Origin of the sequence: Nocardiopsis coralli (genome assembly GCF_014892575.1) — a bacterium.
In the GTDB taxonomy this organism is placed as follows: Bacteria; Actinomycetota; Actinomycetes; order Streptosporangiales; family Streptosporangiaceae; genus Nocardiopsis; species Nocardiopsis coralli.
On sequence record NZ_JADBGI010000005.1, the window covers coordinates 190,247 to 202,975 of the forward strand.

13 protein-coding genes and 1 tRNA gene are annotated in these 12,729 nt (G+C 70.9%); 7 read left to right on the forward strand and 7 right to left on the reverse strand.

Features of this window, described 5'->3' with window-relative positions; genetic code table 11:
- Positions 1-40: 40 nt before the first annotated feature.
- Complete coding sequence (locus IDM40_RS07360) at positions 41-1,669, reverse strand: glycoside hydrolase family 13 protein (protein WP_193121165.1); 1,629 nt, start codon at positions 1,667-1,669, stop codon at positions 41-43.
- 22 nt (positions 1,670-1,691) lie between these two features.
- Positions 1,692-2,702: a LacI family DNA-binding transcriptional regulator gene (locus tag IDM40_RS07365; protein WP_193121166.1), complete on the reverse strand. Its 1,011-nt coding sequence runs from the start codon at positions 2,700-2,702 to the stop codon at positions 1,692-1,694.
- 220 nt (positions 2,703-2,922) lie between these two features.
- Between IDM40_RS07365 and IDM40_RS07370 the strand changes: the two genes are divergently transcribed.
- From IDM40_RS07370 to IDM40_RS07380, 3 genes are all read left to right on the forward strand, one after another.
- Positions 2,923-4,221 carry an ABC transporter substrate-binding protein gene (locus tag IDM40_RS07370; protein WP_193121167.1) on the forward strand — a complete coding sequence of 433 codons (1,299 nt, stop codon included), beginning with the start codon at positions 2,923-2,925 and terminating at the stop codon, positions 4,219-4,221.
- A gap of 65 nt (positions 4,222-4,286) precedes the next feature.
- Positions 4,287-5,138: a carbohydrate ABC transporter permease gene (locus IDM40_RS07375; RefSeq protein WP_193121283.1), complete on the forward strand. Its 852-nt coding sequence runs from the start codon at positions 4,287-4,289 to the stop codon at positions 5,136-5,138.
- Entirely contained in the window at positions 5,135-6,052 is a 918-nt protein-coding gene (locus tag IDM40_RS07380; protein ID WP_193121168.1) for a carbohydrate ABC transporter permease, read from the forward strand. Before IDM40_RS07375 ends, IDM40_RS07380 begins: the two co-directional genes overlap by 4 nt.
- Before the next feature lie 41 nt (positions 6,053-6,093).
- Here the strand turns inward: IDM40_RS07380 and IDM40_RS07385 are convergent, their stop codons facing one another.
- Positions 6,094-7,869: an ABC transporter ATP-binding protein gene (locus IDM40_RS07385; RefSeq protein ID WP_193121284.1), complete on the reverse strand. Its 1,776-nt coding sequence runs from the start codon at positions 7,867-7,869 to the stop codon at positions 6,094-6,096.
- Positions 7,870-8,010: 141 nt separating this feature from the next.
- Between IDM40_RS07385 and IDM40_RS07390 the strand changes: the two genes are divergently transcribed.
- Positions 8,011-8,613 carry a TetR/AcrR family transcriptional regulator gene (locus IDM40_RS07390; RefSeq protein ID WP_193121169.1) on the forward strand — a complete coding sequence of 201 codons (603 nt, stop codon included), beginning with the start codon at positions 8,011-8,013 and terminating at the stop codon, positions 8,611-8,613.
- A gap of 126 nt (positions 8,614-8,739) precedes the next feature.
- Here the strand turns inward: IDM40_RS07390 and IDM40_RS07395 are convergent, their stop codons facing one another.
- Entirely contained in the window at positions 8,740-9,033 is a 294-nt protein-coding gene (locus IDM40_RS07395) for a GroES family chaperonin (RefSeq protein ID WP_193121285.1), read from the reverse strand.
- A gap of 145 nt (positions 9,034-9,178) precedes the next feature.
- Here IDM40_RS07395 and IDM40_RS07400 point away from each other — a divergent pair.
- Positions 9,179-9,251 (forward strand) — tRNA-Ala (locus IDM40_RS07400).
- A 560-nt stretch (positions 9,252-9,811) separates the two neighbouring features.
- Here the strand turns inward: IDM40_RS07400 and IDM40_RS07405 are convergent.
- Positions 9,812-10,606 carry an SDR family NAD(P)-dependent oxidoreductase gene (locus tag IDM40_RS07405; protein ID WP_193121170.1) on the reverse strand — a complete coding sequence of 265 codons (795 nt, stop codon included), beginning with the start codon at positions 10,604-10,606 and terminating at the stop codon, positions 9,812-9,814.
- 147 nt (positions 10,607-10,753) lie between these two features.
- Between IDM40_RS07405 and IDM40_RS27855 the strand changes: the two genes are divergently transcribed.
- Positions 10,754-11,047, forward strand: a complete 294-nt coding sequence (locus tag IDM40_RS27855; RefSeq protein WP_216630455.1) for a hypothetical protein — start codon at positions 10,754-10,756, stop codon at positions 11,045-11,047.
- Positions 10,972-11,460, forward strand: coding sequence for a DNA alkylation repair protein (locus tag IDM40_RS07410; protein ID WP_216630456.1), 489 nt, complete (start codon positions 10,972-10,974; stop codon positions 11,458-11,460). The genes IDM40_RS27855 and IDM40_RS07410 overlap by 76 nt, the downstream gene beginning before the upstream one ends.
- Before the next feature lie 12 nt (positions 11,461-11,472).
- Here IDM40_RS07410 and IDM40_RS07415 read toward each other — a convergent pair whose 3' ends face one another.
- On the reverse strand, positions 11,473-12,075 hold the full coding sequence (locus tag IDM40_RS07415) for a class I SAM-dependent methyltransferase (protein WP_193121171.1): 603 nt from the start codon (positions 12,073-12,075) through the stop codon (positions 11,473-11,475).
- Between the two features lie 48 nt (positions 12,076-12,123).
- Entirely contained in the window at positions 12,124-12,594 is a 471-nt protein-coding gene (locus IDM40_RS07420; protein WP_193121172.1) for a hemerythrin domain-containing protein, read from the reverse strand.
- Between the last annotated feature and the right edge of the window lie 135 nt (positions 12,595-12,729).

Genomic DNA, 12,729 nt, shown 5'->3' on the forward strand with positions numbered 1-12,729 from the left:
CCCCGAGGGCCCCGGAGCGTTTCCGGGCCCGGCCTCCCGGTCACGGCTCCCGGTGCAGCCACACGGCCGCCTCACCCGGCAGCTCCGCGCCGGGCAGCGGCGCGCTCGCGACCATGACCTCGCCCTCGGGCAGCGGAACGGGTTCCGTCCCCGTGTTGACCAGCACCAACACGTAGCCGCCCCGCCAGAAGGCCAGCACCGGCCCCCGGTTCAGGTCGGGGTCCCAGTGCACCTCCTCGTCGGCACGGCAGTCCGGCCGCAACGACAGCGCCGCCTGGTAGAGGCGCAGCATCGACCCGCGCTCCTGCGCCTGCGTCGATACCGAGTACCGCCCCCACCAGGCCGGCTGCGGCAGCCACGATCCGGCCAGGCCGAACCCGAACGAGGGCCCGTCCGGGTTCCACGGCAGCGGAACCCGGCACCCGTCGCGCCCCTTGTCCGTGTGGTCGCTGTTGTCCCACCGGGGGTCCTCCAACGCCGCCGCGGGCAGGTCGGCGACCTCCGGCAACCCCAGCTCCTCGCCCTGGTAGATGTAGGCCGACCCCGGCAGCGCCAGCTCCAGCAGCGCCAGCGCCCGGGCCCGCCGCTGCCCCTGCTCCGGGTCGGGTTCGGGGTCGTGGCCGTCCGAGAGCAGCCACGCGCGCAGGTCGGTCCCGGCGGGCAGCCCCAGCACCGACACCGGGCGCACCACGTCGTGGTTGCCGATCACCCACGTCGGCACCGTCCCCACCCGGTGCGCGTCGGCCAGGGAGGAGTCGATGACCGTCCGGTAGGCGTCGGCGTCCCACGGCGCCTTCAGGAAGTCGAAGTTGAACGCCTGGTGCAGCTCGTCCGGGCGCGTGTACAGCACCCGCCGTTCGCTGGGCAGCCACACCTCGCCCACCATCGCCCGCGGCGGATCGTAGGAGTCGGCCACCCGCCGCCAGTCCCGGTGCACCTCGTGCACCTCCGGCCGGTCGAGCAGCGGGTGGTCGGGGTTGGCCTCGATGTCCTCGAACCGTCCGCCCTCCACGGGGGTCAGCTCGCGCAGCGGTTCGGCGAGGTCCTTGGTCATGGCGTAGGCGACGTCGATCCGGAACCCGTCCACGCCCCGGTCGGCCCAGAACCGCAGGATCCCCCGGAACTCCTCGCGCACGCGCGGGTGGTCCCAGTTCAGGTCCGGCTGTTCCGGCGCGAACATGTGCAGGTACCACTGCCCGTCCGGAACCCGGGTCCACGCCGAACCGCCGAAGGTCGAGCGCCAGTCGGTCGGCGGCAGCTCCCCTCCGGGCCCCTTCCCGTCGCGGAACACGTACAGGTCCCGCTCCGGCGACCCGGGCGCGGCCTCCAACGCCGCCCGGAACCACGGGTGCTCCAGCGAGGTGTGGTTGGGCACGATGTCGATCATGACCTTGAGCCGCCGCTTGTGCGCGGCCCGCACCATCGCCTCGAAGTCGGCCAGCGTACCCAGGGACGGGTCCACGTCCCGGAAGTCGGACACGTCGTACCCGCCGTCGGTCCAGGGGGAGGGGTAGAACGGCGACAGCCAGATCCCGTCCACCCCCAGGGCGGCGACGTGGTCCAGCCGCGCGGTGAGGCCGGGCAGGTCGCCCACCCCGTCGCCGTCGGAGTCGGTGAAGCTGCGCGGGTAGACCTGGTACAGCACGGCGTCGCGCCACCATTGGTGCATGTGGAGCCCTCCGGTTCGGTTCTCACGGGGACGTCCGGCGCTCCTGCGGAGCGGCGGTCGACTGGCGGGGGACGATCTGGACCGGAAGTTCGATCCGGGTGTCGGAGGGGCGCCGGCCGTGCACGAGGTCGGCGGCCAGCTGTCCGGCGGCCGCCCCGAGCGCCTCGGGGGCCTGGTCGACGGTGGTCAGGTCGAGGGCAGCGGAGGCGTCGTGGTCGTCGAAGCCCATGAGGGAGATCGCCTCGGGCACACGGACCCCGGAGCGCCGCAGCGCCCGGTACGCGCCCAGGGCCACGTCGTCGCTCTCGGCGAGCACGGCCGTGGGCGGGCTCTGGTGCGAGAGCAGCTCACCGACGGCGAGCTCACCGCCGTCGGGACCAGGGGGTTTGCTCACCGTCCAGGGCTCCGCGCCCGCCTCCGCCATGGCGTCGTGGTACCCCGCCATGCGAGCGGCGGAACTGCGGCTCGGGCCGTGTTCGGTGTGCGTACCGATGTAGGCGATACGGGTATGGCCGAGGTTGAGCAGGTGATGCGTGGCGCCTGCGGTACCCGCGCGGTCGTCGATGAACACGCTCGCCCGGCCGGGGAGCTCCTCGCCGGCGAGCACGACCGGGCCGGCCAGGTCACCCAGGTGGGCGTACTGCTCCTCGGTGACCTGCAGCGCCACCGCAACGAGGGCGTCGGAGTTGTGCGGCAGCGGGAGGTCGCGGGTCCAGTCCTCCGCCCCGTCGGCCTGGTGCACCAGCATGTCGAGCCCCGCTGCGTGCAGGGCGTGGCCGAGCCCCGAGGCGACCGCACCGAAGAACCACGGGCGCAGGGACGGGACCACGACCGCGACCCGGCAGGTGCGTCCGGTCACCAGCCCCGAGGCGTTGCGCGATACCGCGTAGGAGAGCTCGTCGGCGGCCGCCCGCACCCGTTCGCGCACCTCGGGTGCGACACCCGGGGCGCCACGGAGCACACGCGAGACCGTCGAGAGCGAGACCTCCGCTCGACGGGCCACGTCGCGCATGCCGGCAGACCGTTTCGGCATGCGGCCACCGTAGAGGTGTGACCTGCGCCATGGCAACGTTTTCATGACCGGCGTGGGAACGGAGCACCGTCCTCCGCGCGGGTTTCCGTCAGACCGCCCGCGCTGAATGTTGACTGAGTCACACCTGCGGTGGCATCGTTTTCGCACAGTTCGGGGGACGACCACGACCGTTGCGACGCCGCGGGCCCACCCGGCGCCGGGGGCGAGGAGGTACAGAGCCATGTCCGAAGTGCCAAGGCCCGCCGGACACACGGCGCGCGCCTGGGCGGCCGGAACCCTCGCGCTGGGCCTCGCCCTGGCCACCGGGTGCGGCGAACCGCCCCAGGACGAAGGCGACGAGACCGCCGGGCTCGCCGACGATCCGGAGTTCGTGTGGGCCATTGGCTCGTCCGACCGTCCCGCGCACGAGGCCGTCGCCCGCCTGTGGAACGAGCAGAACCCCGACCGGCAGGTCGAGATCTTCTTCCTCGCCGCCACCGCCGACGAGCAGCGCCAGGCCCTGTTCCAGGACCTCCAGAGCCGGGCCGGGGAGTTCGACGTGCTCGGGCTCGACGTCATCTGGACCGGCGAGTTCGCCGACTACGGATACATCGAGAGCCTCGAGGACCTGCGCCCCGAGGTCGAGGACACCAGCCTGGAGGGCGCCGTCGACAGCGCCCAGTGGCAGCAGGAGATGTACGCCCTCCCGTACTCCTCCAACGGCGCCTTCCTCTACTACCGCACCGACCTCGTGGACGAGCCGCCCACCACCTGGGACGAGGTCCTGGAGACCGGCACCGAGGCCGCCGAGGAGGAGGGCATCGCCCCGTTCGTGGGGCTCGGCGACCGGTACGAGGGGTTCGTGCTCTCCTACTTCGAGCTCTTCTGGGGCGCCGAGGGGGAGCTCTACGACGAGGCGCAGGAGAACAGCACCTTCGCGGAGGGCGACGCCGCCGAGACCGCCCTGGACTTCATGGTCCGCGCCAACGAACAGGGCTTCTTCGCCGAGGGGTACGACTCCATGGTCGAGGACGACGCCCGCGCCCTCTTCCAGTCCGGCGAGGCCGTCTACATGCGCAACTGGCCCTACGCCGTCCCGCTCCTGGCCGGTGAGGAGGGCGAGGAGAGCGCCGTGGCCGACGACTTCGCCGTGGCACCGCTTCCCACCTTCCACGGTGAGGGCAGCACCAGCGTGCTGGGCGGGTTCAACAACGCCGTCAGCACCCTCAGCGAGAACGACGAGCTCGCCCGCGAGTTCGTGACCTGGGCCGCGACCGACCCCGAGGCTCAGGACGCGCTGCTCGACAACAGCCTGCCGCCCACCATGCAGAGCATCTACGACGAGACCGAGGACCCCGACTTCCAGATGCTCGGCGACATCCTCGCCGACGCCGAGGCCCGGCCGCCGGTCCCCGGTTACAACTCGCTGTCCCTGGCCGTGCAGGACCACATCCACCCCGCCTTCCTCGGACAGACGGACCCGGACGAGGCCCTGGAAGCCGTGGACGAGGCCGCCCAAGACGCAGTCGGAGAGGAGTGACGCCCATGGTGGCGAGGACCCCGGCCGCGCGATCGCGGCGCGGCCACGGCCTGGGGGAACGCGCGATGGGGAGGTTCTTCCTCGCGCCGTCGTTCGCCTTCATGGCCCTCATCGCCCTCTTCCCGGTCTTCTACGCGATCGGGATGAGCCTGTACCGGATCCGCGGCTTCGACCAGGAGTTCGTGGGGCTCGGCAACTACCTGGACGCCCTCGGCGACAGCGGCTTCTACAGCGCCGTGTTCAACACGTTCGTGTTCACGGTGACGTCGGTGTCGCTGGAGTTCGTCATCGGGATGGCGTTCGCGCTGATCATGCACCAGGCCTTCGTCGGACGCGGCCTGACCCGCGTGGTCATCCTCGTGCCCTGGGTCGTGCCGACCGCGGTCGCGGCGCAGGTCTGGCGGTACATGTTCGACCACAACCCCGGGTTCGTGAACGCCGTCCTGGGCGCGGACATCAACTGGCTGCGCGACCCGTTCTGGTCGATGGTCGGCATCATCAGCGCCGACGTGTGGAAGACCGCCCCCTTCGTGGCGCTGCTGCTCCTGGCCGGGCTGCAGACCATCCCGCGCGACTTCTACGAGGCCGCCAGGGTCGACGGGGCCAACGCCGTACAGCGGTTCTGGTACGTGACACTGCCGCTGCTGAAGCCCGCGATCGTGGTCGCCCTGCTGTTCCGGACCGTCGACGCGCTGCGCATGTTCGACTTCGCCTACATCTTCGCCGGGTACTCCAACCACCTGGCGACCCTGTCGGTCTACGCGCAGCGCTACCTGATCGCCGAACCCGACCTCGGTTACGCCAACGCGCTCTCCACCATCACGTTCATCATCGTCATGCTCGTGGGCCTGGCCTTCATCAGCCGGATGGGCCGACAGGTGGTCGGCGAGGCCGCACCGCGGAAGGAGAAGGCATGAGCGAGCACACCGTGCAGGCACCGCGGCCGGCCGCAACCGCACCGCCGCCCCGCCGACGCAGCAAGGGCCTGCCGCCCTGGGCCGTGGCCGCGCTGAAGATCCTCGGCCTGGCCGTGGTCGTGGTCTGGTGCCTGTTCCCGTTCTTCTGGATGGCCATGACCAGCCTGCGCACCGGGGCGGACGCACTCACCGACCCCAACATCCTGCGCGGGCCCTTCACCTTCGAGAGCTACGAGCAGGTCGTGGACCTCGGGTTCCAGTACGCGCTGCGCAACTCGCTGATCGTCGCGTCGGTGACCACGCTCATCTGCATCCCCGTGGCCGCCCTGGCCGGGTACGCGCTCGCGCGGCTGCCGCTGGCGGGCAAGTTCGTGATCCTGGCGCTGACGCTGGTCGCGACGCTGTTCCCGCCGGTCGCGCTGGTCAACCCGCTGTACCAGGTGTACCTGGAGGTCGACAGCCTCATCGGGCTGTCGCTGCTCAACTCCTACGCGGGCATGATCCTGCCGTACGTCGCTCTGACCCTGCCGCTGGCGATCTTCATCCTCACCACGTTCTTCTCCGGGATCCCCAAGGAGATCGAGGAGTCGGCGAAGGTCGACGGGGCCACCCCGTTCCAGGCCTTCTGGCGTGTGGTGGCGCCCCTGGCCGCACCCGGTGTGGGCGCCGCGGCGATCCTGACCTTCGTGTACGCGACCAACGAGTTCCTGCTGGCGTTCTCCTTCGCGCCCGCCGACCTCAACGTGCAGACGGTGCCGGTCTTCATCGGGACCTTCGAACGGGTCGGTTACGAGGACCCGATCGGGCAGGTGATGGCGGCGTCGGTGCTCGTGTCGATCCCGCTGATCCTGTTCGCGCTGGTGCTGCAGCGGCGGATCGTGGCCGGGTTGACGTCCGGCGCCGTGAAGGGGTGATGCCCCGGGGGCCCGCCGGAGCCGGAAGCGGGGCCCCGGTCTCACGCCGTGGAGGCCTCCGGTGCGGGTTCCTCCGCCGCCTCGGCGGAGATGTGCAGCGACGCCACCATCTCCCGGTACAGCGTGTCCGAGGCCAGGAGCTCGGCGTGGGTCCCCTGCGCGCGGATCCGGCCGTCCTCCATCAATACGATCCGGTCGGCGTGGATCACCGTCGACAGCCGGTGCGCGACCGTGATCACCGCCGCGCGCTCGGCGTGCGCGCGTACGCTCTCGGTGATCGCGGCCTCGGTGACCGCGTCGACCTGCGACGTCGCCTCGTCCAGCAGCAGCACCCGCGGCGTGCGCAGCAGCGCCCGGGCGAGCGCGACCCGCTGGCGTTGTCCGCCGGAGAAGGAGGAGGCGTCCAGGGGCGTGTCCAGCCCCTCGGGCAGGGAGTCGACCTTGTCCGCCAGCCGCACCTGCTCCAGCACCGCGCGCACCTCCTCCGGGGTGGCGTCCGGGTTGCTGAACAGCAGGTTGTCGCCGAGGGTGCCCGGCACCACCGGGGTGTCCTGTTCCACGTACGCGAAGTGGCCGCGCACCTGGTGGGGTGACAGGTCCCGGTACGGAACCCCTTCCAGGCGCAGCGTCCCCTCCTCGGCCTCCAGGAACCGCAGGAGCAGGGAGAACATCGTGGTCTTGCCGGCGCCCGAGGGGCCGACGATCGCGGTGTGCCCGCGCCGCGGCAGTGCCAGGTCCACCCCGCGCACGGCCGGTTCGGCGCCCGGGGCGTAGCGCGCGCCGACACCCTCCAGCTCCAGGAGCGGGTCCCCGCCGGGGCCGGGTCCGTCACCGTCGGGGAACGCCGCGAGGGCGCCCGCGCCGCCTTCCGGGGATCCACCGGACGGCTCCGTCGGGAGCTGTTGGATCTCGCGGATGCGCTTTGCGGCCGCGATCCCGGACTGCAGGGTGGTCATGCTCTGCGACAGCTCCATCACCGGGTTCAGCAGTGTGAACGCGTACAGCAGGAACGCGACGAGCGTGGAGACCCCGATCTCGCCCGACGCCACCCGTGTCGCGCCCACGCCCAGGATCGTGATGATGGCCAGCTGGACCCCGCTGAAGGCGATGGTCCAGGCCAGGGCCTCCTTGCGCACCGACCGCACGCCGTGGCGCGCCGCGTCCTCCGCGTGGCCGAGGATCTGCCCGCCCAGGCGGTCCTCGGCGCGGCTGACCTTGACGGTGCGGATCGCGCGCACGGCGCCGTCCAGCACCGAACCCATGGTTCCGAGCGAGCTCTGGGCCTTCTCCTGCGCCTGCGCGATGCCGGGCATCAGGGTCAGGAACAGGATCGTCACCACGACCACGGCCACGACCGTGACGGAGAGCAGGACGAGGTCGAGCACGCCCATCATCACGAGCGTGCCCACGAGCAGGACCCCGCCGTTGAGCAGGCTGATGATGCTGCTGGAGGCGGCCTCGCGCAGCAGCACGGTGTCGGAGGTGGCGCGGGTGACCAGTTCGCCGCTGCTGCGCCGGGACAGCGGCAGCATCGCGGCGCGGAAGTAGCGGTGCACCAGTGAGGTGCGGGCCTCCAGCACGACCTTCTCGGCGACCGTGCCCAGCACGATCCAGTGCCACAGGCCCAGGACCGAACCGAAGACGAACAGGCTCAGCAGCACGGCGATGGGCGTGGCCAGGCTGCCGTCGGCCTCGATCGTGTCCAGGACGTACTTGGTGATCATCGGGTTGGCCAGCTCGAGCGCGGAACCGGCCAGCGCCAGGACCAGCCCGAGCAGGAGCTTGTTGCGGTGCGGTCGCACGAAGGACCACAGGATCCGCAGTTGGGCGAAGCGTGGTTCGCCGGCCCCCTCCGGGGAGGGGGCGTCGGTTGGTTGGTCTCGATCAGTCATGAACAAAATTAGGTCATGAATGACCGATTATTGTCAACCAATTATTCATCCCCGTACGATGGGGTCATGGTGAACACTGCTCAGGCGGACAGCGGGGAGACACGCACCCGTGCCCGCACGCGACGCACGATCCTGCAGGCGGCCGTGGAGGTTCTGGGCACCGACCGGTCCGCCCCCCTGTCGGAGGTCGCGCGGGCCGCCGGTGTGTCCAGAAGCACGCTCCAGCGCTACTTCCCCGAACGCGTCGACCTCGTGCGCGCCCTCGACCAGCACGTCTGGGAACTCGTCGACGAGGCCACCGAACGCGCGCGGCCCACCGAAGGGACCGCCATCGAGGCCCTCGAACGCCTCGTCGCCGAACTCTTCGAACTGCGCGCGCCCGTCATGCTCGTCGCGAGCGACGCCGACCCCGAGGGGGAGTGCGACGACGGGGAGGGCGAGGACCAGGGCGAGCAGGACAGCTCCTCCGACCTGGCCATGTACGACCTCGTCGAGCGCGGCCACGAGGACGGGACCGTCGACCCGCGGATCACACCCCTGTGGTTCAAGCACCTGCTGTGGGCGACCCTCTACACCGGATGGGGATACGGCGCCTCCGCCCGGGTGTCCTCCTACGAAGCGCTGCGGCTCACCGTGCACTCGTTCCTCAAGGCCGTCGAGCGCCGCTGACGTGCCGGGGCGCCTGGGTCGAGCCGCTCGGGACCCGGACGCACGAACGCCCCGCCGGAGTGCGGCGGGGCGTTCGGGAAGGTCAGGGCGTGGGTGGGCGTGTGCCGGCCGGACGCGGCCCGGAGGTCAGAGGTAGAGGCCGGTGCCCCGCTCCGGGGACTCGTTGGCCGTGGCGTGCACGTCCCGCTCGCGCAGGATCACGTACCGCTCCCCGTTGATCTCGACCTCGCCCTGCTCCTCCGGGTCGAAGAGCACACGGTCACCCGTCTTCACGTGGCGGACGCTCGTCCCGGCGCCGCACACCTCACCCCAGGCCATCCGCGTCGCCAGCTTCACCGTGTCCGGGATGACCAGGCCGGCGCTGCTGCGCCGCTCATTCGTGTCCGGGACCGTCCGCACCAGCAGCCGGTCGTGGAGCATCTGGATCTCAAGCTTGGAATCGGTCACCACATCAGGATATGCACCGACAGGGAGCGCCACCTCACACATGAACGGCTGGCCAAGGCACCCCCAACATCCGGTACAGTGGACACATCGCCGAGCGGGGGAACCGCCCGGCACACCAGGGGCTATGGCGCAGTTGGTAGCGCGCCTCCATGGCATGGAGGAGGTCTGGGGTTCGAATCCCCATAGCTCCACAAGGACCCTGCTCGCAAGCTTCGCTTGCTCGCAGGGTCCTTTGTGCTTTTCGGGGGGACGACCCCCCGGACCCCCCGGTGTGCGCTCGCTGGCGCTCGCGCCCGTTGTGGTTGCTGTGGGCAGTCGTGCGGTGCGCCTGGTCTTGTGGCCCTGGTTGGTTACTTCGCCTGCCTGGCGGGTTCTTTGTGTTTGTCGGGGGGTGAGCCTCGGGCCGCCTGGTGTGCGCTCGCTGGCGCTCGCGCCCGGTGTGGTTGCTGTGGGCAGTCGTGCGGTGCGCCTGGGCTTGTGGCCGTGGTTGGTTACTTCGCCTGCCTGGCGGGGTCTTTGTGTTTGTCGGGGGGTGAGCCGCGGGCCGCCTGGTGTGCGCTCGCTGGCGCTCGCGCCCGGTGTGGTTGCTGTGGGCAGTCGTCCGGTGGCGCCTGGTCCTGTGGTGCGGGTCGGCCGAAAAGCAGAGGAGTGCACGCGGGGGCTGGAACGGTGCCCGTCAGCTTTGCGCGTGCCGAGCCCTTGGAAGCCGTGCACCCCCTATGGGCCCCGAACCTTGACGCCGGTTGTGAGGTCAGTCGGGCACGGCCCCACCGGTCGCGTTGATGACCGTGCCCGTGATGGCCACAGCTCGATCCGAGGCGGTCCAGGCGGCGAGCTCGGCCACGTCCTGCACCGACATCGTGTGATCGGTGAACCCACCGGCAGCCACTTCGGGGAGCACGTCCTCCAAGGCGATCCCGGACCGCTCGGCGATCCGCCCCCAGATCTCCTGCACGTGGGAACCGTGTTCGGTCACCGAATCAGGCATGCCGTTCGGCCGCAGGGCGACGACGCGGACACCGTGTTCCCCCGCCTCGCCGGCCACTTGGAGGGCCATGGTCTCCACCGCAGCGTGGGCAGACGCGAACGGGCCGGTGTACGGGGTACCGATGCGGGCCATCGGGGCCGACACCGGAAGGATCACGCCTCCACCGCGGTCGGTCATCCGCCGGACCGCGGCCCGAGCCGTGAGGTAGTGCGCCGTCGTGTACTCCCTCACAGGACGGAGGAAGGCCTCGGCGCCGAGTTCCGTGATCGGGATGCCCTGGTCGCCGTTGTCGAGGCCGACGGCCGTCAGGGACACGTCGTAGGCCCCGTAGGTCTCCAGTGCGAGGTCCGCAACGGCCTCGACGGATGCCTCGTCCAATGCGTCCACCAGAGTTCCGGTGGCCTGTGGACCGATGTCGTCGACCACGCGCTCCACCTTCTCCCGTGTGCGGCCGGCCACGATCACCCGTGCGCCCTCTCGGGCGAACGTACGCGCCACGGCCCCGCCGATCGCACCGGATCCCCCGAACACCACAGCCACTTTGCCTTCGAGAAGCATGCCGACCACTCCTGTCCTCGACCGCCGGGGTTCCCCGCCTGACAGCAAGGTGCAGAACCGCCGCCGATTATTGCCTCAGCACTCCCGTCCTACCCTTGTGACATTGGGAAACGGCACCACCGTCCCCACGGAACCCCGGGGGCCGCCATGGCTGGGACCGAGCGAACCGCGGCCGAGGTCGTGCAGGAGTTGTTGCGCCTTCAGGACGACGCCGAGCTGGAGAAGGTCCGCAAACGGCTGGCGCCCGACGAGGAAGCGTTCGGGCTGCGGATGCGCCACCTGTTCGACGTCTCGAAGGCGCACACCGACCTTGCGCAGGCCGAGGTGGAACGCCTGCTGGATCGCACCCCGCCTACGAGCCGCGCATGGCCGCGGTGTGCATCCTCGACTTCAAGGCCCAACGGAAACTCGGCGACGCGCAGCGCAGAGAGCTGTACCTGACCTACGTGGAGCGGCACGACCGGATCACGACCTGGGACATGGTCGACCGGGCCGCGCCACGTGTCGTGGGCCGCCACCTCGCGGGAGACTCGCCCCGCCCCCTGTTCGAGCTGGCCGAGTCGGCCGACCCGCTCCGTCGGCGCACCGCCACCACGGCCACGCTCCAGCACGCGCACTCCGGCACCGACCAGGACCTGGCGGACGGCCTCGCCATCGCCGCCCGCCTGGCCACCGACCCCGAGCCGGTGGTGCACAACGCCGTCGGCATCTTCCTCAAACACGCGGGGGACCGAGACCCGGACGCGCTGCATGGATTCCTGGACGAGCACGCCGCATCCATGCCGCGCCCGGGCCTGCGCCTGGCCATCGCCAAGCTCGACCCCGAAACGCGCGCCCGTTACCGGAATTCCTGAGGGGCTGCCTGGTCACAACGGGGCGGCAGTGAGGCGTTCGATGATGCCCCACCGGGTGGTCCGCCGGTACAGGACCTCGAAGTCGGCGGTTCGAAGGGCCGCGGTGGTGTCCCGAGCCTGTTCGTCGGGCGCGCGGGTGGCAGCCACCCGGTCCAATGCCCGTTGCAGAGCCAGGACCGGCCGGTGCGGGCTCGCCACGTGCCCGAGACTGACCAACCGCCCGCCGTGGTCCAGGACCCGGCGGATCTCCCGGAGAGTGAGGTGGAGGTCGGGCACGCTGCTCAAGGTCAGGGTGCACACCACCGTGTCGACGCTCCCCGGGCGCAACGGGAGGTGATGGGCGTCGCCGGCGACCAGTGCGCTGCTGGGGTGGGGGAGTCTTGCGCGTGCGCGTGCGAGCATCCCGGTGCTCAGGTCGAGCCCGATCAGCCGCACGGAGGACGGGTAGTGCTCCAGGTTCCGGCCGGTGCCGACGCCGACCTCCAGGGTGACCCCCCGCGCCTGGGAGCACGCCCAGGCGCGGCCGTCGCCCAGCATCACACGCTCGTACCACCCGGTCTCACGGTCGTAGCGGGGCGCGTAGGCGTCGTAGGCGCGGCGCACCTCGTCGTCCATGCTCCCAGCATAGAACCGCAGGTCGAGACAGGGAACGGGCCGCCGGGGTCACAACGGGCCCAGGGCCTGAGCGGGGTCCCGGTCCAGTTCCAGGGTCTCGAGCACCGTCAGCAAGCGGCGTTCCTCGTACCGGAAGTGGTTCTCCATGAGCGCGGCTATGCCTTCGAGGTGGCGGTCCAGTTCCTCGGGTGGTGCCGCCCCCTCCACCGCCCCCTGCAACCCTGCGAGCAGGTGGGAGATCATCGAGTGGTCCTGCTCCAGCTTTGCCAGGGTCCCGCGCAGGTCCGGGTACGCGGCCGCGATGGCGGGGAACAACGTGCGGTCCTCGCCCTCGTGGTGACCGGTGAGGGCAGTGCAGAACCCGTGGCAGAACAACAGGAGGTCGCGGGTGGCCGCCGTCCCGGACCGGCCCTCGTGCACGGCGTCCCGGGTGACCCGTAGGGCTTCGCGCAGGCGGTTGTGCACCGCGCGCATCTCGTGGCTCCAGGCGATCAACCTGGTCTTCTCGCCCTCAGACACGTGAGGGCGAAGGGAACGACGTGAGCATCGTCGAACTCCTCCGTGGATCCGGCGCCTCCATGCCTGGCACGGTCTGCCACGGCACGCGACGCTGCGCCGAAGCTAGCACCACCGCGCGCTCGGGGGAAGAGCCCG